This window comes from Rhodococcus sp. HNM0563 (assembly GCF_012726195.1).
Lineage (GTDB): Bacteria > Actinomycetota > Actinomycetes > Mycobacteriales > Mycobacteriaceae > Rhodococcus.
The window spans coordinates 634,442-653,015 of the sequence record NZ_JAASAF010000002.1 but is presented as its reverse complement, the minus strand read 5'-3'; the positions used below and the strand labels follow the sequence as shown (position 1 = coordinate 653,015).

The following is an 18,574-nucleotide window of genomic DNA, read 5'->3' as shown; positions in this document are numbered from 1 at the left end:
TGCCGGTGGAGAGCACTGCATCGAAGGGTGGTGCAGTGTCGGACGGTGGAGCCGGTCCGACCATCTGGGTGCTGGTCTTCGCCGGCACGGTCACGACCCTCATGTCGACGCTGGTGGTGCCCCTTCTGGGCGAACTGCCGACGATTCTCGGGACCGGTCCGTCCAATGCGTCCTGGGTCGTGACGGTGACATTGCTGTCCGGCGCGATCGCGACTCCGGTGACCGGCCGACTCGGCGATATGTACGGGTCGCGCCGGATACTCCTGCTGTGCACAATTCCTCTGATTATCGGGTCGTTCGTGTGTGCGATGTCGTCCACCCTCGGCCCGATGCTCGTGGGCCGCGCGCTGCAGGGCGCCGGTTTCGGAGTGGTCCCGTTGGGAATCAGCGCGCTACGCGCTGCGGTCCCACCGGAACGCCTCGGTTCGTCGATCGCCATGATGAGCGCATCACTCGGGGTCGGTGGTGCCCTGGGACTGCCTCTCGCCGGGATCATCATTCAGACCATGAGCTGGCGAATGATGTTCTGGGGAGTGGGAATTCTGAGCATCCTGGTTGCAGTTCTCATCGTGTGGATAGTCCCGGCCACTCCGGTCTACGGGGCTCGCGGCCATTTCGACGTGTTCGGGGCCGTGGGCGTTTCCATGGCGTTGGTGTGCCTTCTGCTGCCGGTATCCAAGGGTGGTGACTGGGGGTGGGCGAGCCCGATCACCATCGGATTGTTCGCGTCGGCGGTCGTCATGTTCGTCGTATGGGGATGGTGGGAGTTGCGAACCCGGCATCCCCTGATCAATCTGCGAATATCGGTGGGGCGACCTGTCCTGGTGACCAACGCGGTCACGATCCTGATCGGCTTCTCCATGTATTTCCAAGCGCTGCTCGTTCCGCAGATGCGGCAGCTTCCCGAAACCACCGGATACGGACTGGGACAGTCGATGATCGTGATGGGACTGTGGAGTGCCCCCGCAGGCCTGGTGATGATGGCCGTTGCACCGCTCGGGGCCCGCCTGACGACGGCGCGTGGACCCCGGAGTACGTTGCTAGCAGGATGTCTCATGATGGCGGTTGCCTATGGCTGTTCGGTATTCGCGATGAGCAACACCTGGGGGCTGTTACTGATCACCTGCGGCGTTGCCGCGGGAATCGGGTTCGCCTACGGTGCAATACCGACACTGATCATGGGCGCGGTGCCTCAGTCCGAAATATCGTCGGCGAACAGCGTCAACACACTGCTGCGTTCTGTGGGTGGTACCGCGTCCGCTGCTGTCGCCGGTGTGGTGGTGGCCCAGATGAGCGTCGCGTTCGCGGGGAAGATCATCCCCAGCGAACAGGGATTCTTGACCGGGCTGATGATCGGTGCCGTCACCGCGCTGGTCGCGGCGGCAGTGACCCTCGCTATCCGCGTCCGATATTCGGACGACACGAACCCGGATGACGTAATGAGTACGGCTCGATGATGAGGAACGAGGATTGATGACCAGCCAACGACGAGGTACCGCAATCGCGATGTCCGACGACGAACGCGACGAGTTCCTGCAGAATCAGCCGGTGTGCCGGGTTGCGACCCTCGGCTCGGGTGGACCACACCTGAGCGCACTCTGGTACGTCTGGGACGGAAAGGCGTTGTGGCTCAACTCCCTGGTCCGTAGCCAACGCTGGACCGACATCGATCGCGATGCACGGCTTGCCGTGATCGTCGATGACGGGGGCTCCGACTTCATGAGCCTTCGAGGTGTCGAACTACGCGGACGCGCAGTGATGGTCGGTGAAGTGCCGCGTCGCGGAAATGATGTCGACGAACTTGCCGAACCCGAAAGGCTTTTCGCGGACAAGTATGCCGGCGGGCGAGGTTTCTCCTACGACGGGCGGCATGCGTGGCTGAAGCTCGTGCCGACGAAGCTCGTGAGTTGGGATTTCGGCAAGATGCGCAAGTAAGGCCGGGTGAGCGTTGCTCCGGCGTGGCGGTGCGCTACCGGAGGCGAGACTGCGGTGTCGTACGGACCGTACCGGAGCAACGCGTCAGGCCGAGAGCTTGCTGAGTGGGTGCTGGGGCGAGACGAACTTCGCCCGGTCGCGGTCGGCGACCGACCGGATGTCGATAGCACCGATCCGCTCGTCGCAGACCTTGACGAGTTGGTCGAGGATCTCCGGGTCGAGCCGATTCCACCGGTCCCGTGTCAGAAGCACGCGTAACCGGTGGAAGAATTCCGTCGGGGTGATGCCGAATTCGACGAAGATGTCTTCGTCGGGACCGCCGTTCCAGTGCCTCCACTTCAAGGCGAAGGCCAGCATTGCAGCTTCGTCCCTCATCGTGCCTCCTCCTGTCGTGCGGTGGTGATTCGACCTACCGCAGTTGATCTTTCATGACTTTGCCGGTGGCGCCCAGTGGCAGTGCATCGAGGTACTCGACGTAACGGGGTGCCTTGAATCCCGCCATGCGATCGCGACTCCATGCGATCAGGTCGTCGGCAGGGACCGGATCGCTCGAGACGATGAATGCTTTGCCGACCTGACCGAGCCGGTCGTCGGGCACACCGATGACGGCGACCTGGTCGACCGCGGGATGTTCGAGCAGGAATCCTTCGATTTCGGCGGGGTAGGCGTTGAACCCCCCGACGATGAACATATCCTTCTTGCGGCCGACGATGCGGAGCCTGCCTTCGTCGTCGAGTGTGCCGAGGTCGCCGGTGTGCAGCCACCCGTCGTCGTCGATCGCCTCGGCGGTGCCCTGCGGATCGTCGAGGTAGCCCTGCATGACGTTGTAGCCGCGGATGAGCACTTCACTGTCGTCGGCGATGCGGACTTCGATTCCGTCGCAAGGTTTTCCGACGGTGGTGGCGATCTGTTCGAATGTGTCGCCGCGCCGCGACGCGGTTGCCGTCCCGCCTTCACTCAATCCGTAGCCGGTCATGATCGTCTCGAAGGGCAATTCGTTGCTGATGCGCCGGATGAGCTCGACGGGAATGTCGGCAGAGCCGGTGACGGCAGCGCGCAGAGACGAGAGATCATGTGAGGTAGGGGAGTTCAGCAGCGATTGGTAGAGAGTCGGGGGTCCGGGCAGCATCGTGACCTGCTCGCGCTCGACGAGTTCGAGCACCCGGTCGACGTCGAGTACGGGGATCGGCAGGATCGTGGCGCCGCGGATCATCGAGGCGATCAGTCCGGCCTTGTAACCGAACATGTGGAAGAACGGATTGACGATCATGTAGCGGTCGCCTCGGCGGAGATCGGCGAGATCGCACCATTCCGAGAACATCCGCAGGGTCTGCTGGTGGTTCATCATGACGCCCTTGGGGCGTCCTGTGGTGCCGGAGGTGTACATGATGTCGGCGATGTCGTCGCCGCGCACTGCTACTTCGAACGGTTCTCCGCTGGAAAGGAAATCGGATTTCAGGTCGAACACCGGGACGGGTTCGGTGACCGTGAAGTCCTGGCCGAGAAAGCCCTTCTCGACGAGTACGGCCTTCGCCCCGCTCCGGCGGATGATGTCGGCGGCCTCGTCCTCCCGGTACCGGGTGTTGATCGGGACGAGTATCCCGCCTGCGGTGAGGAGGCCGAACGCGGCGATCGCCCATTCGGCCGAGTTGGGACCCCAGATCGCTACTCGATCGCCTTTGCGGATGCCGATGTCGGCGAAAGCGCCTGCAGCGCGACGTATCCGGTCGGTGAGATCGGAGAAGGTGATCCGGAGGTCCCCGTCGACGACCGCTTCGGCATTGCCGAAGCGGTCGCCCGAACTCAGGACCATCTCGGGGATGGTCTGCCAGTTCATACCTTCAGGAGCCTCGCAAGGTTGCCACCCATGACCAGCTTCTGATCCTCGAAGGGGAGGTGCTGGATGTGATTGATGTAGGTGGTCGGCTCGGCCAGGCCTTCGGGGTGCGGGTAGTCGGATCCGAACAGCACGCGCTCCGCTCCGATAAGGGCGGTCAGCTTGCTGAAGTCCTCTTCCCAGAAGGGGCTGACGTGGATGCTCTTCTTGATGGCAGCGACCGGGTCCTGCATGCCGAAGCCCTCGGGCGCCTTCTTGAAGGTGTCTTCGAGGGTCTGGAGGACGTGCGGGAGCCAGGAGGCGCCGTTCTCGATGACCGCGATCCGCAGTTCGGGGAAGCGGAAGAGCGCGCCGTGGCACACCCAGGAGCAGACCGCGTCCTGAATCGGGCGCCACTCGCTGACCATGCGGAACGCGTTGGTCACGAACGGGAGCATCTCCGCGCCCGTGCCGTCCCACTCCTGGTTGTAGCGGGCGTAACCGCTGTCGGAGGAGTGCTGGGTGACCAGGACGTCGAGTTCGACGACACGCTTCCAGAACGGGTCGAACTCGGGGAGGGCGAACGACCGCGGCCCCTTGAATCCGGGCACCGGTGCGGGACGCACGAGAATGGCCTTCGCGCCACGCTCGACACACCACTCGAGCTCCTCGATCGCCTTCTCGACGATGGGGAGGCTGATGACGGGAACGGTAAAGATACGTTCCTTGTAGTTGAATCCCCAGGTCTCGTACAGCCACTGGTTGAGCGAGTGGACTACCGCGTGGATCAGGTCCGGATCGTCACGCATGCGCTCTTCGACGAGGCTGGCGAGCGTCGGGAACATCAGGGTGCGCTCGATCTGCAGCTCGTCCATCAGCTCGAGACGTGCGGCAGGCTCACGGAAGGCCGGGATCGACTTCATCGGCTTGCCGAAGATCTCCCGCTTGCTCTTGCCTTCGGGGTTGCCGTTCTTGAAGTAGTCCTCCATGGCGCCGGGTCGGGCGACGACCTCGAAGGTGGGGTTGGGGATGTACTCGCTGATCTGATTGCGGATCGCGATCTTGGTGCGGCCATCGACCTGAACGTACTTGATCGCACCCTTGTACTTGTCCGGGAGGAACTTCGTCAGCGCCTCTTCGGTCTCGTACAAGTGGTTGTCCGCATCGAACAGCTGGTACGGCAAGTCTTTCGCTGTCATCAGAAATGCTCCTTCTCTCGTTGTGAGAATACTATTCTCTTCCGATGCGTGCCGCAATATCCTTTCGAACCAAGAACTTCTGGATCTTGCCGCTTGCGGTGCGGGGGAAGTCTGTTACTTTGTGCAACTCCTCGGGCCACTTCTGCTTCGCGATGCCTGCCTGCGTGAAGTGGGCTCTGACGTCGTCGAGCGAGGGCAGCGCATGCCCCGAGTGCAGCCGAAGGACCGCCGCGGCGTGCTCGCCGAGGCGCTCATCGGGAGCGGATACGACCGCGGCTTCCGCGACCGAGGGCAGGGTGAGTAGAACCTCCTCGACCTCGAGGGCGCTGATGTTCTCGCCACCGCGGATGATGAAGTCGGCCTTGCGGTCGGTGATGGTGAGATAGCCGTCGTCGTCGAGCACTCCGATATCACCGGTGTGATACCAGCCCTCGTCGTCGAACGCCTTCGCGGTCAGCGCCGGGTCGGTGTAGCCGGCGCACAGGTCCGGTCCGCGGCTGAGGATCTCGCCCTCGTCGGTCAGCCGGATCTCCACGCCCGGCGTCGGGTTGCCGTCGGTGTAGAGCCGTTTGTCCTCAGGATCGGTCGACAGCGAGCTCGTGATCGACGGGTGCTCGGTGCTGCCGTATGCGCGGAAGACCGTGATGCCGTAGTCGGCAAGCCGCCGCGTCACCGCAGCCGGGACCGTGGATCCGCCGAGTCCCGCATATTTCATGAACGGAATGTGTCGCTCGGGTGCGAAGTGGGGATGGTCGACGAGGCTCGTCATGAAGTACGTGGCACCGCCGCCCACCACGAGCGCGTCGCTCTCCATGAGTTCGAGAGCACGCTGGGGGTTCCACACGTCCAGCAGATTGATCGGGCTGCCGTCGAGGATCGGGATGAGGAAGGCATTGACCATTCCGATGAAGTGGCCGACCGGCGCGGCCGTCAGCTGCTTGCCGCGGTCGGCAGGGTATCGCGCGGCGAGCTGCCGGGTTTCGCATCCGATGGTCCGGTGGGTGTGGATCACGCCCTTGGGGTTGCTCGTGGTGCCGGATGTGAACGCCAACAGGGCAGGACCGGCCGTATCGGCGGGCAGCACACCCTCGAACGGCTCGTCATCGAGCAGATCTTCGAACGAAGCCTGGCCCACGACACCGACGATCGGGATATCGGCGCAGAGATCGGGCTGGAACTCCATGTTGCCGAAGCGCTCCGCACTCACGAACGCCTTCGGTTTCGCCTCGCCCAGGATGTAGGACAACTCCTTGCGCCCGTAGAAGTGGACGATCGGCACAACCGCGGCACCGAGGAACGACGAGGCCCAGAACACCGCCGCGGCCTCCATCCAGTTGGGAAGCTGGAACGCGACCGTGTCGCCGGGGCCGACGCCGCGCTTGTGCAGTCCCGACGCGAGGCGCCGCGCCACGAGGTCGACGTCGGCGAACGTTCCCTCCCACGGGCGTACGTCGGAGAAGACCCGGAACTCGGCGTCAGGAGCGGATTTCAGGCCGCGAGCGAGGAGATCACCGAGTGTGTCGCGCGTCCACCACCCTTCCTTTTCGTAGCGTTCGACAAGTTCGGGTGGTATCTGCCGCATCTGCTGTGCTCCAGGTGGTTGCGGAGCGTGGTGCTCCGGAGTGGTCAGGAGCCGCCGCCGAGGTACACCGCGGCGTCGGCGGAGTTCCTGCCGGTCTTCACCGGCATACGAGCATGTTATTCTCCGTAAGCAAGAATTCCAATATCACCTGGGAGAATTACCCTATGGTCGAGCTCGAACTGGACGACGGATTGGCGGTCCTCACGATCGATCGTCCGCAGGCACGCAACGCGATCTCGCTCGAGACGATGGATCGGCTGGACGAAGCGCTCGACAAGGTGGGGGATGCTCGCGTCCTGGTCATCACCGGCGCGGGCGACCGCGCCTTCGTCTCCGGAGGCGACCTCAAAGAACTGGCCAAGCTGCGCACCCTGGAGCAGGCTGCGGACATGGCAAGGCGCATGCGGACGATCTGCGACAGGATCGCAGCCTTCCCGGGGCCCGTGGTCGCGGCGCTCAACGGTCATGCGCTCGGGGGCGGTGCGGAGTTCGCCGTAGCGGCCGACATCCGAATCGCTGCCGACGACATCAAGATCGGATTCAACCAGGTGTCGCTCGCGATCATGCCTGCGTGGGGAGGGGCCGAGCGCCTTGCCGCCCTCGTGGGTCGTGGTCGGGCGCTCATGCTCGCGGGTTCGGGAACGATCCTCGGCGCAGAGGAAGCTCGCCGTGTCGGTCTCGTCGATCAGGTGCTGCCTCGCGAATCGTTCGACGACGGTTGGCGCTCGCTGGCGCGCTCGCTCGTCAACGAGTCGTCCGGTTCGATCAAGCGCGTCATCAGCGGCGCGTCACCCGATGAGGCGATCGATGCGTTCGCCGAGTTGTGGGTCGCCGACGCTCATTGGGAAGCCGCCGACAAGGTGATGAACCGCGGAAAGTAACGGCTCGGCTCGTGAGGCCGCACACACTTTCGATGTCATGGATGAGGGTGGGTGGTGTTCCTGTGACTCATGTGGGGAAATTTCGGACATTTTGCTGACCGGAAACCGGGCGACGTCAAATCGACACGCCGCGGGTGATTGAGCAACACGTACTCTGTGATGGATTTGTAATCCTTTCGTTACCGAGAGGCCGCTCAGAGGAACGCTGTTTTGTCTTTCACTGCCCAGAACCATGCTTCGTCCGTTGCCTCCCGAGGCCGCCCCGCTGCCGTGCGCGTGGGGAGGTGGATATCGCTCGTACTCGTCACCGGGGCTGTGACGGCAGCCGGAACGACGGCTGCCCATGCCGACAACACGACGCCCCGCGCGCAGGCCGGGATCTCGTGGACCGGAAGCAGCGAGGCGCTGTCCACGGCGCCGCAGGTGCTCTCCGTTCCGGGAATCGACACGTCGAGCTACTCGGAGAAACTCCGCAAGGCCACCGAGCGGGAACAACAGCGCATCGCCGAGGCAGCAGCGGCACACCAGGCCGAACTGGATCGCATCGCGCGTGAGGCCGCGGAGCAGGCTGCACGCGAGGAAGCGGCGCGCCGACCCGCATCGGTGTTCCCTGCCGCGGGAATCTTCACCTCCGGCTACGGTGCCAGGTGGGGCACGAACCACAACGGTATCGACATCGCAGGCCCTATCGGAACGCCGATTCTCGCCGTCACCAACGGTCACGTGATCGAGACCGGCCCCGCATCGGGATTCGGGCTGTGGGTCCGAGTGCAGCAGGACGACGGCACCGTCGGTGTCTACGGCCACATCGACCGGTCGCTGGTCTCGGTCGGCCAGCCGGTCAGCGCCGGCGACCAGATCGCCACGATGGGAAATCGCGGGCAATCCACGGGGCCGCACCTGCACTACGAGGTTCACCTCGCCGACGGCACCAAGATCGACCCCGCTCCGTGGCTCATGCACCGCGGAATCCCGATCCCCGGCGCACATCTGTCCTGAGGCGCCTGCTCCACGATTACGGCCCCGCACACCCGGCCGGGTGTGCGGGGCCGCGATCGTTCGATCACCAGATCTTCACGCGCTCCTCGGGTTCGAGGTAGAGCCCGTCGCCCGGCTTCACGTCGAACGCAGAGTGGAACGCATCGATGTTGCGCACGACACCGTTGCACCGGAACTCGGGCGGGGAGTGCGGGTCGACAGCGAGCCGGCGCGTCGCTTCCTCGTCGCGCACCTTCGTGCGCCACACCTGTGCCCACCCGAAGAACACCCGTTGCAGACCGGTCAGTCCGTCGAGGATCGGCGGTTCCTTCTCCCCGACGGCAATCTCGTAGGCCTTCAAGGCAATCGACAGTCCGCCCAGATCGCCGATGTTCTCACCGATGGTGAAGCTGCCGTTGACGTGCTTGCCGGGAAGCGCCTTCGGTTCGAACTCGTCGTACTGGGCGATGAGAGCGGCAGTGCGCTTGCCGAATTCGGTGCGGTCCGAGTCGGTCCACCAGTTCTCGAGGTTGCCGTCGCCGTCGTACTTGGCGCCCTGATCGTCGAAGCCGTGACCGATTTCGTGCCCGATCACCGCGCCGATCCCGCCGTAGTTCGCGGCGTCGTCGGCATGCAGATCGAAGAACGGTGGCTGCAGAATCGCCGCGGGAAAGACGATCTCGTTCATGCCCGGGTTGTAGTAGGCGTTGACAGTCTGGGGAGTCATGAACCACTCGTCCCGGTCGACGGGGCCGCCGAGCTTGGCGAGTTCGTGGTCGTACTCGGCGGAGTAACCGCTGCGGTAGTTGCCGACCAGGTCGTTCGGGGTGATCGTGACCGCCGAGTAGTCCCGCCACTTGTCGGGATAGCCGACCTTCGGGGTGAACTTCTCGAGCTTACGGAGCGCCGCCTGACGGGTCTCCGGGCTCATCCACTCCAGATCGGTGATGCTCTGCCGGTACGCCTCGGTGAGGTTCTCGACGAGCACCTGCATCCGGGTCTTCGCCTCGGCCGGGAAATGGCGTTCGACGTAGAGCTTCCCGACGGCCTCACCGAGAAGGTCCTGCACGAGCGACACGCCGCGCTTCCAGCGTTCGCGAATCTCCTCGGCGCCCGTGAGAGTGCGGCCGTAGAACGCGAAATTCTCGTCGACGAACGCGTCGGTCAGATACGGGGCACGCGCACGCAAGATCCGCCACGACGCCCACGCCTTCCAATCCTCGAGCGACTCGCTCGACCACACCTGCGCGAACACTTCGAGGAAGCTCGGCTGCCGCACCACCATCTCGGCCCACTGCTGTGCGGTCGCCCCCGTCGCGGCAATCCAGCCGGACCAGTCGAAATCGGGGAGGTCGGCGAGCACCGAGTCGAGGGTGACGAGGTTGTACGTCAGGTCGGCATCGCGACGCTTGACGACGTCCCAATGCCCCGCGGCCAACTTCGACTCGAGCGCGAGCACACGCTGTGGATCGTGGTCGATGCGTGCGAGCGCGAACATTCTGCCGATATGCGCGACATACTCGTCGCGGATCTCGGCGTACTGGTCCTCGCGGTAGTACGACTCGTCGGGCAGCCCGATGCCGCCCTGTGCGACATGCATCAGGTAACGCTGGGAGTTCTTCGAATCAGTATCGACGTAATGCCCGAACGCGCCGCCCACCCCCACTCGCTGCAACTGTCCGAGAACGGACGCGAGTGCGGTGCGGTCGGAGGCGTCCGCGACAGACGACAGTTCGCCGGCGATCGGCCCGAGCCCGGCGGCCTCGATCGTGTCGGTGTCCATGTAACTGGTGAACAGGTCGCCGATCTTCTGTGCATCGGTTCCAGGTGCGGCGTCCGACTCGGCTGCCTCCCCGATGATCGTTCGCACATCCACCTCGGCCTTGTCGGCGAGGGTGCGGAAGGCGCCGTCGAGGGCGCGGTCGGCCGGGATCTCGTGTTCGGTGAGCCAACGGCCGTTGACGTGCTCGAACAGGTCGTCCTGGGCGCGTGTGCCCTCGTCGACGTGGTCGAGATCGATTCCGGATCGGGTCTCCGAGTGCGCAGTGGTCATACCAACCATCCTTACACCTCGTAACAGTCCGGACGCAGTAAGCGCTCCGACGCCGGAGAACGTGCGCACGTCGTCCGGGCGATCCCTACCATCGGGTCGGGAACCTACGGACAGGAGAAGAACACGGTGGCCAGCGGTGACGAACGGGCGTCGGCGTCGAACGCGACGGTGCGCACGGAAATGCTCGTCGACAAGCGATTCCTGCCCGTCGCAGACCTCTTCTTCCGGATGTTCGACAAACCCAGCCAGGGTGGCGGCGCGATCGCCGCGTACCTGCACGGTGAACCCGTACTCGATGTCTGGGCGGGGTGGGCCGACAAACAGCGGCGCTGGGCCGGCGACACGATCGCGCTGTCGTTCTCGACAGGTAAAGGTGTCGCCAGTACGGTGCTGCATCGACTCGCCGAACGTGGCCTGGTCTCGTACGACGCGCCGGTCGCGCAGTACTGGCCCGAATTCGGTGCGGCCGGAAAAGAGGCAATCACCGTCCGCGAACTCATGTCGCATCGCGCGGGTCTGCACAAGATCCGCGGGCTCGTTCCGGGACGATACGGTCTGCTCGACTCCGAGAAGGTCGCCGCTGCACTCGCGGCAGCGTCACCGGACGCGCGCAGGCGCACCGGCCCGGGCTACCACGCTGTGACCTACGGAAACCTCGTTGCGGAGGTCGCCGCGCGGGTCTCGGGCGTACCGTTCCAGGATCTCGTCGGGCAGGAGATCGCCGAGCCGCTCGGTGCAGAGGAGTTCGGAGCAGCGGAGTACTGGTACCGCGTGCCCCCCGAGCAGCGGCACCGCATCGCGCGAGTGTTCCCCAAGGTCAACTTTCTTCCTGCGCCGTGGGCGACCGCCAGCGCTGTGATGTCGCGGATGCCCGGCATCAAAGGCCTCGCCGAGGCCGGAATGGCCGAGGGGTTCGACGAGGTGATGCGCAGCCCCCGCGCCCACGACGCAGTGATGCCCGGCTGGAACGGAGTATTCACCGCACGCTCACTCGCCCGGATGTACGGTGCGCTCGCAAACGGGGGTGCCCTCGGCGGTGGCGACCACCGGCTGCTGAAAGACGAGACCGTCGAACAATTGCTCGAAACACAGACGCGTCGCCGCGACTACGTCCTCGGCTTCCGGCCCAACTGGCGGCTCGGCTACCACCCCGCTTGGGTCGCGGTGCGACAGCAACCGCTCAGGTCCATCGGGCATTACGGATTCGGAGGTTCCGGTGCGTTCGCCGATCCCGAGACCGGACTGTCGTTCGCCTTCGTGACCAACCGGCTGGGCAACGCGTACACCACGATCTCGGACGGACGGTTCCCGCGCCTCGGGGGCGCAGTGGTCACCGCTGCTCGGATGACCTAGCGAACAACTGCACGCTCGCGTACGCCCGAACGTACACGGTGCCGTCCTCGCCGGTCAGCAGCGTTTCCAGCGATGCGAGCCGCCGTCCGGCCCGCACCACGTCGGACCGCACCTGCACGGGCGGTCCCGGCACCGCGGGCGAGCGCAGGTAGTCGAGGGTGATCTGAAGCATCCGGTACTGGCCGCCTGCTTCGGTGAGGCTCTGTGCTGCGAGGCCGGTGACGCTCTCGGCGATCGAAAGAAGCACGCCGCCCTGGATCGAGCCGATGAAGTTGGTCATCCATTCGCTCGGCGTGACGGTGGCGCGCACCGCACCGCGTTCGACGGTGTGCACCCGGAGGTCGTGCATCCCGGCGAGCGGGCCTCTCGGCAGAGTGCCGGCAGCGATGCCGCTGACGACGTCGAGGCCGGACGTCGAGTCGAGGACATGTCCGTCGATCCACGGTTCGTACTCGTCCGGGGCGGTGGGGAACGGGTCGGCCGCCGAGCCGGCCCGGTCGGTGGGTGTGCGCCCGACCACGATGGTTCGTCCGGTCAGATGCAGGACGAGGTTGCCGTTCTCGTCGAGGATCTCTGCGGACGACAGACCGGAGGTGTCGTCGAAATGCATGCTGCGTCCGACACCGGAGACCTGTCCGGCGTGCGGGAACGGATTCGCGGTCGACGCCGTGAGCTGCGCGAGCACAGCCTGTGCGACGACACCGGTGGCGTGCTGACGGGCGACGCCGGCGGGAGCGGCTCCGACGATGTCGGACAACGCGCCGAACGCCGAGATCGTGACCTGTCCGCGGTGGTCGAAGAACTTGGGGCCGACCGTTTGCGTCACCGACACCGAGTCGGGTGACACGCTCACTCCGACCCCCGAGTACGTGGCCGGTCGGTCGATCGGGAACGTGGCGATTTCGAGCGTCATACCCAGATTCTCGCTCAGAGGCCGGTGGGCGGCTCAGCGGGACTCGTGCGCGAGGATCGCGGCCTGAATCCTCGACTGCAGATCCAGCTTGTGCAGAACCCGCGCGACATGCGTCTTGACGGTGGTTTCGCTCACCCCGAGGCGAGTGGCGATCTGCCTGTTCGACAGACCCTCAGCGATGAGGTCGAACACTTCGCGCTCGCGGCCGGTGAGAGTGTCGAGAGCGGGAAAAGGCGCGGGCGTGGGCTCGCGTACGGCAGCGAACGCGTCGATCACCGTTCTGGTGACCTCAGGCGCGAGCACCCCGTCGCCCGCATGGACCGAGCGGATCGCATGCAGGAGGGCATCGGCCGATGCAGTTTTGAGGAGGTAGCCGCCCGCGCCCGCCCGAAGACTGTCGAACACGTAATCGTCGATCTCGAAGCTGGTGAGCACGAGGACCCGGCTATCGGTTTCCGAGGTGATGATGCGCGTCGCGGCGATGCCGTCGGTCCCCGGCATCCTGATATCCATCAGCACCACGTCAGGTTTCAGAGCGCGCACCTGCGACACGGCGACCGAGCCATCGGCTGCTTCACCGACCACCTCGATATCGGGGTCGGAGTCGAGAATCATGCGCAGGCCGCTGCGGATGGCGGTGTGGTCGTCGGCCAGCAGCACCGTGATGGTCATCGAGGGCCTCCGTCTCGCAGCGGCAGATGTACTTCCGTTCGCCACCGCTTCCCCCCGTCGCTTTGCTCGGCTGGATCCGTCCCGTCGCTGCGCTCGCCTGGTGCCTTCCCGTCGCTTCGCTCGCCTGGGTCCTCGACGATCTGCGACCGGGCTCGGCCACCGATGGCTGCGGCGCGTTCGGCGATGTTGCGCAGACCGTGCGAGTCACCGTGTCCCACGCGGGCGGGCTCTGCTCGACCCCGGTCCGGGGGGAGCGGGTTCGACACCCGGATCGTGAGTTCACGATCGTCCATCCCGAGTTGCAGGAGGACCGGGAGTCCGGGGGCGTGTTTCATTGCGTTCGTCATGGCTTCCTGGATGATTCGGTAGGCGGTCACGTCCACGTCGGCATCGAGTCCGGTCAGGTCGGGGGCCTCTACGGTAACGATGCTGCCGCTCGCCTCGGCCGACGCCACCAGAGCGGTCAGATCGGTAAGCCGCCCCGCGGTAGCGGCCGCATCCCGGACGTCGTCGCTACGCAGCAGGGTGACCATCGATTGCATCTCCCGCAGGGCGTCGACACTGTTGGCTCGCACCGATTCGAGTACCGACATCGCCTTCTGCGGATCGTGGTCGCGCAGCCGCAACGCGGCCTCGCTCTGGATGGCGATCGCCGACAGGTGCCCGGCAACGATGTCGTGGAGATCGCGTGCGAGGTGTGCTCGTTCGGAGGCGATCGCTGCCGCTCGGTCGAGTTCAGCGACCTGGGCCAATGCCTGGGATTTGGTGCGCTCGGCCTCGGCGGCGTCACGGTGGGTTCGCACCGATCGGGCCCACCACACCGGCAGTGAGATCAGGAGCACGCCGATGGCCGCGACGAATACCGCAGACCTCAGCTCGCCCGTGTAGATGCCGAAGCCGACGGCGAGTACTGCGATCGAGACGATCGGTGTCCGCTCCAGGAACACGCTCGTCCGCGCACTCCCGTACAGCGCGGCTGCGAACAGCAGGTCGCCGTATGCGATCCAGACCGGTAGGGAGATATCGAGCGCGAAGTCGACGGCGATGGGCACCGAGGCCAGCACCAGACCGAGTAGGGGGTGCGACCGGCGCAGGAGGATCGGTGCGCACACGGCAGCGAGAAGCAGCAGTCGCACCTGAATCGAGGTTTCGTCGTGCGCAACCAGGGCGCCGAGATCCAGCAGATACAGCACCGCGCCGCACACGAAATATGTGAGTGCGATGAGAGCCGGTGCATATCGGTCGATCACGATGCCATTCGATCACAACGACCTGCCCGAACAGGCCGGCGTCATCCGAAGTGATGACGCTCTGCGACCCGATCGGCGGACGCGGAGACGAGTCGCCCGACGACATGCTCGAATCATGTTCGCCAGCCATATCACCGCATTCATCATCGCCAGCGAGGTCGGGTTCTGGGTGGTCCTCGCTCTGGGGCTCGTCGTCCGTTATCTGCTGCGCCTGCCGAAGGCAGGTGCGGTGGTCCTCGCGCTGATTCCCGTCATCGACGTCGTGCTGCTCGTTGCGGTTGCACTGGACCTACGGAACGGCACCGAGGTCGGCTACATCCACCGCATCGCCGGAATCTATCTGGGAGTGAGTGTCGCGTTCGGACCCAGCATCGTCCGCTGGGCCGATCGTCGGTTCGCCTACCTGTTCGCCGGCGGCGAGAAACCCACACCTGCGCCGAAGGAAGGGCCAGAAGCGTTCCGGCACGAGACCGCGAGCTTCGGGCGCTGGCTCATCGCAGCCGGTATCAGCGGCGCGGCCATCCTGGGACTCGGTGCGACAGTCGCGAACGATGCGCAGAGCGCCGCCCTCAACGCCGTGTTCCCGACGCTCGGAATCATCACCGTCATCTGGCTGATCACCGGGCCGGTATGGGTGCTGAGCAAGATCTGATCATCGCGATGAGATTTCCGTCGGCCGTGGGTCTGACTACTTCGAACGCTCACCGACACGATGCTCACTGACCCCGAGGAGACCCCGATGTCCCGAATGCTCTTCGCCAACCTCGCCGTCGAGAATGTCGCCGCGACCCGCGCATTCTTCGACAAACTCGGCTTCACCTTCAACGACATGTTCTGCGACGAGAACACGGCGTGCCTGGAGATCAACGAACAGTCGTTCGTGATGCTGCTCGAGAAGCCGCGATTCCGCGATTTCATCAACGACGACATCTGCGACACCTCGACTGCACGTGAGGTGCTGATGTGTGTGTCCGCGGACAGTCGTGAGGCAGTGAACCAGCTGGTCGACGGAGCGGTCGCCGCGGGCGGCAGCGAGTGGGTCACGGCCGGATCACAGCAGGCGAACACAGAGATGGGCGAGTTCTCGCACAGCCGCGCGTTCCGCGATCTCGACAACCACGTCTGGGAGGTCATGTGGATGGATGTCGAGGCCGCTGCCCAGCAGTGGGCGCCCGAGGAGAAGGGTGCTCAGGCCTGAGTGTCAGGACTGCTCGGACACCCGGCTTCGGGCTACCGGAGACTCCGGTAGCCCGAAGCGCGCGAACAACCCGACAAGGTCGTCGCTGAAGAAGACCGTCGCGTGCGCGACCTTGCCGTCGACGATATCGAGCACCTGGAGTTGAAACGGACGATGCCGCCCATCTTCACCGCGCATATAGAGTCCGAGGGCCGGCTGTCCGTTCGCCACCGTGGGGAGCAGGACCTGATCGCCCGGCCCGTTTGCCGGGCAGTTGCACTTGATCAGAGTCACGATGGCGTCGGCACCTTGATACCAGCCGTCGAACGGCGGCATTTCCCAGATGGCGTCCTCCGTGAGCATCGTGACGAGCGAATCGATGTCGTACTTCTCGAATCCTTCGACCCACCGCTTCACGAGCGCGCGGGTCTCGGCGCTGTCGGGGGCGCTGAGTTCTTCGTTCGCGGACCGGGCGTCGCGTAGTTGCGCGCGGGCGCGTTGCAGCAGGCTGTTGACGGCGGCGGTAGTGGTGTCGAGTGCGGCAGCGACTTCACTTGCACGCCAATGCAGTACATCGCGCAGCAAGAGTACTGCGCGTTGCCGCGCCGACAGGTGCTGTAGCGCGGCGACGAATGCGAGCCGGATCGAATCGCGTGACGCGGCGATCGTTGCGGGATCGCTCGGGTCGTCGGTGCGGCCGTCGTCGGTGTAGCTGCCGGGAATCGGCTCGAGCCAAGGGACTTCCTGACGCAGCACGAGGTCGTCCGTCGGATCGGAGCTCGGTGCACCCAGCCCTGTGGGCAAGGGTCTGCGCTTGCGTCCCTCGAGCGCTGTGAGGCACACGTTCGTGGCGATGCGGTGCAGCCACGTGCGCAACGACGAGCGCCCACCGAAGTTGTCGTATCCGCGCCACGCCCGCAGGTACGTCTCCTGTACCAGGTCTTCGGCGTCGTGGAGGGAACCGCTCATGCGGTAGCAGTGCGCGAGCAATTCGCGCCGGTACGGTTCGGCGGCATCCATGAATGTGGCATCGCCGAGGCCACTCGTTGTCGTGTCAAGGAGCTGCTCTGTCATGGGTCCCCGCCCTCGGTCGACTTCCTGAACAACTACCTGCCCGAGCGTAGTACCGGGCACCGACACACAACAGACCATGAAGTCTTACGAAGCAGGTTGCGGGCACTTCGATTGTGGCGGTTCTCCGGGTAGCGTGCACGAAGCCGTGTCCTGGTGGGGGGCACGATGGGATGGATTGGGGCGGGTGTTGCACGAGAACACCGGACGGAACGGTGCGTCGGACGGGGCGGGGCCGGTGGGTCCGTTCGCGGGTGGGCCGCCTCCGGATGCGCTGCATGTCGAGACTCCGCCGCTCGAACGGTTCGGACTCGCCGAACTCGGACGCGCGGTCGTCGTCGCCTGTGCCCTCGTCGCCTTCGTGACGTGGGCGATCCTGCGGTGGTCGGTGCTGCGGCCGATGGGGCGTGCAGACTGTCGTAGCCTCGTCGACGCCGCCGCACACGGCACGGTCGACGCCTTCGAACATCTCGGACCCACGTTCGTGAAGCTCGGGCAGCTCGTCGCGTCGTCGCCGGGGCTGTTTCCCGCTCCGCTCGCCGACGCTTGCCTGCGCATGCTCGACGACGTGCCCACCTTCCCGTCCGAGCAGGCCCGCGCGGTCATCGAGGAAGACCTCGGGCATCCGATCGGGGAGATGTTCTCGTCCTTCGACGATGTGCCACTCGCGGCGGCTTCGGTGGCGCAGGTCCACGGTTGTGTGCTCCGGGACGGGCGCGAAGCCGTGATCAAGGTGCAACGGCCCGGGATCGCGCGGCGCATGCTCGTCGACCTGCGCGCGGCGTACGTCGGCGCCAAGATCCTGCGGATCTTCGAGTTCTTCCGGATCGCCAACACTCCCGCGATCATCCGCGATCTCTACAACGCCACGATGACCGAGCTCAACGCCGCGGTCGAAGCGGACCGGCAGGATCGCTTCCGCAACAATATCGGGGCGTTCGGCGACAACCGATTCGTGACTGTGCCCGAGGTGTACTGGCAGTGGTGTGGTCCGCGGGTGATCTGTATGGAGCGACTGAAGGGAACACCCCTCGATCGTGTCGTGCGGGAGGACGACGGTCTCGACACCGCTCTGCTGGTTCGGCGCGGCGTGAAGGTGTGGATCGAGGCGGTGCTGATGCACGGCCCGTTCCACGGTGATGTGCACGCCGGAAACCTGTGGTACCTCGACGACGGCCGCGTTGCGCTACTCGACTTCGGGATCGTCGGCGAACTCCCCGACCAGTGGCGGACGGTGCTGCGTGAGCTGTTCCGCTCGGCGCTGCTCGACGGTGACTTCTCCTCAGTTGCGAGGAGCATCCGGGAGCTTGGCGTCGCGGAGAACCTCGATGTCGACGATGTGGAGGTCGGACGGCAGGTGGCGGAGACTTTCGGGCCGTTACTGGGACGCGATCTCTCGGAGCTCCGGCTCAGTGCGCTGATCGGTGCGCTCGTATCGCTGGGACGACAATGGAACACCACCAGTCCCGAGGAAATGGTGCTGTTCGGTAAGCAGATCGGCTACTTCGAGCGTTATGCAACCGCGCTTGCCCCGGGCTGGGTGCTCGGCCGAGATCCGTTCGTCTTCCGCAATGTCTTTCCCGAGGAAGTGGCCATAAGAATTGCCGAATCGGGCGTAAGCCTGCCCGACTGAGCGAAATCGGCGGGGACTCTTTACAGTCTGTTGCGCACACCGTAGTTTAACGATCGTTCGA

17 protein-coding genes are annotated in these 18,574 nt (G+C 65.1%); 8 read left to right on the top strand and 9 right to left on the bottom strand.

Annotated elements, in window-relative coordinates:
- Window positions 1–5 precede the first annotated feature (5 nt).
- Together HCA61_RS06775 and HCA61_RS06770 are read left to right on the top strand one after the other, a co-directional pair.
- Entirely contained in the window at window positions 6–1,457 is a 1,452-nt protein-coding gene (locus HCA61_RS06775; protein WP_169686883.1) for an MFS transporter, read from the top strand.
- A 16-nt stretch (window positions 1,458–1,473) separates the two neighbouring features.
- Window positions 1,474–1,935 carry a pyridoxamine 5'-phosphate oxidase family protein gene (locus tag HCA61_RS06770; protein WP_169687379.1) on the top strand — a complete coding sequence of 154 codons (462 nt, stop codon included), beginning with the start codon at window positions 1,474–1,476 and terminating at the stop codon, window positions 1,933–1,935.
- 84 nt (window positions 1,936–2,019) lie between these two features.
- Here HCA61_RS06770 and HCA61_RS06765 read toward each other — a convergent pair whose 3' ends face one another.
- Genes HCA61_RS06765 through HCA61_RS06750 form a run of 4 tightly spaced genes read right to left on the bottom strand, consistent with a single transcriptional unit; the run spans window position 2,020 to window position 6,532 of the window.
- Window positions 2,020–2,310 carry a DUF3263 domain-containing protein gene (locus HCA61_RS06765; RefSeq protein ID WP_169687378.1) on the bottom strand — a complete coding sequence of 97 codons (291 nt, stop codon included), beginning with the start codon at window positions 2,308–2,310 and terminating at the stop codon, window positions 2,020–2,022.
- A 34-nt stretch (window positions 2,311–2,344) separates the two neighbouring features.
- Complete coding sequence (locus HCA61_RS06760) at window positions 2,345–3,772, bottom strand: FadD3 family acyl-CoA ligase (protein ID WP_169687377.1); 1,428 nt, start codon at window positions 3,770–3,772, stop codon at window positions 2,345–2,347.
- Complete coding sequence (locus tag HCA61_RS06755) at window positions 3,769–4,950, bottom strand: amidohydrolase family protein (protein ID WP_169687376.1); 1,182 nt, start codon at window positions 4,948–4,950, stop codon at window positions 3,769–3,771. The genes HCA61_RS06760 and HCA61_RS06755 overlap by 4 nt, the downstream gene beginning before the upstream one ends.
- 31 nt (window positions 4,951–4,981) lie before the next feature.
- Window positions 4,982–6,532 carry an AMP-binding protein gene (locus HCA61_RS06750; RefSeq protein ID WP_169687375.1) on the bottom strand — a complete coding sequence of 517 codons (1,551 nt, stop codon included), beginning with the start codon at window positions 6,530–6,532 and terminating at the stop codon, window positions 4,982–4,984.
- Between the two features lie 164 nt (window positions 6,533–6,696).
- Here HCA61_RS06750 and HCA61_RS06745 point away from each other — a divergent pair, with 164 nt between their 5' ends.
- Window positions 6,697–7,413: an enoyl-CoA hydratase/isomerase family protein gene (locus HCA61_RS06745; RefSeq protein WP_169687374.1), complete on the top strand. Its 717-nt coding sequence runs from the start codon at window positions 6,697–6,699 to the stop codon at window positions 7,411–7,413.
- Between the two features lie 288 nt (window positions 7,414–7,701).
- Window positions 7,702–8,412 carry a M23 family metallopeptidase gene (locus HCA61_RS06740; RefSeq protein WP_169687480.1) on the top strand — a complete coding sequence of 237 codons (711 nt, stop codon included), beginning with the start codon at window positions 7,702–7,704 and terminating at the stop codon, window positions 8,410–8,412.
- A 64-nt stretch (window positions 8,413–8,476) separates the two neighbouring features.
- On the opposite strand, the gene HCA61_RS06735 is transcribed toward HCA61_RS06740, so the two are convergent.
- Window positions 8,477–10,444, bottom strand: a complete 1,968-nt coding sequence (locus HCA61_RS06735) for a M13 family metallopeptidase (protein WP_169687373.1) — start codon at window positions 10,442–10,444, stop codon at window positions 8,477–8,479.
- A gap of 180 nt (window positions 10,445–10,624) precedes the next feature.
- Between HCA61_RS06735 and HCA61_RS06730 the strand changes: the two genes are divergently transcribed.
- Complete coding sequence (locus tag HCA61_RS06730) at window positions 10,625–11,797, top strand: serine hydrolase domain-containing protein (protein ID WP_169687479.1); 1,173 nt, start codon at window positions 10,625–10,627, stop codon at window positions 11,795–11,797.
- Here HCA61_RS06730 and HCA61_RS06725 read toward each other — a convergent pair.
- Genes HCA61_RS06725 through HCA61_RS06715 form a run of 3 tightly spaced genes read right to left on the bottom strand, consistent with a single transcriptional unit; the run spans window position 11,775 to window position 14,632 of the window.
- Window positions 11,775–12,710, bottom strand: a complete 936-nt coding sequence (locus tag HCA61_RS06725) for a PaaI family thioesterase (protein WP_169687372.1) — start codon at window positions 12,708–12,710, stop codon at window positions 11,775–11,777. The genes HCA61_RS06730 and HCA61_RS06725 overlap by 23 nt on opposite strands.
- A 33-nt stretch (window positions 12,711–12,743) precedes the next feature.
- Window positions 12,744–13,382, bottom strand: coding sequence for a response regulator transcription factor (locus tag HCA61_RS06720; protein ID WP_169687371.1), 639 nt, complete (start codon window positions 13,380–13,382; stop codon window positions 12,744–12,746).
- Window positions 13,379–14,632: a histidine kinase gene (locus HCA61_RS06715; RefSeq protein ID WP_346777499.1), complete on the bottom strand. Its 1,254-nt coding sequence runs from the start codon at window positions 14,630–14,632 to the stop codon at window positions 13,379–13,381. Before HCA61_RS06715 ends, HCA61_RS06720 begins: the two co-directional genes overlap by 4 nt.
- Window positions 14,633–14,747: 115 nt before the next feature.
- Between HCA61_RS06715 and HCA61_RS06710 the strand changes: the two genes are divergently transcribed.
- Both HCA61_RS06710 and HCA61_RS06705 read left to right on the top strand, forming a co-directional pair.
- Window positions 14,748–15,284 (top strand): hypothetical protein, encoded by a 537-nt coding sequence (locus HCA61_RS06710; RefSeq protein ID WP_169687370.1) that lies wholly within the window; start codon window positions 14,748–14,750, stop codon window positions 15,282–15,284.
- An 87-nt stretch (window positions 15,285–15,371) separates the two neighbouring features.
- Window positions 15,372–15,830, top strand: coding sequence for a glyoxalase (locus HCA61_RS06705; RefSeq protein WP_169687369.1), 459 nt, complete (start codon window positions 15,372–15,374; stop codon window positions 15,828–15,830).
- Between the two features lie 3 nt (window positions 15,831–15,833).
- Here HCA61_RS06705 and HCA61_RS06700 read toward each other — a convergent pair whose 3' ends face one another.
- Window positions 15,834–16,883, bottom strand: coding sequence for a sigma-70 family RNA polymerase sigma factor (locus HCA61_RS06700; RefSeq protein WP_169687368.1), 1,050 nt, complete (start codon window positions 16,881–16,883; stop codon window positions 15,834–15,836).
- 76 nt (window positions 16,884–16,959) lie between these two features.
- On the opposite strand from HCA61_RS06700, the gene HCA61_RS06695 reads away from it, so the two are divergent.
- Window positions 16,960–18,513, top strand: a complete 1,554-nt coding sequence (locus HCA61_RS06695; protein WP_169687367.1) for an AarF/ABC1/UbiB kinase family protein — start codon at window positions 16,960–16,962, stop codon at window positions 18,511–18,513.
- The last annotated feature ends 61 nt before the right edge of the window (window positions 18,514–18,574 follow it).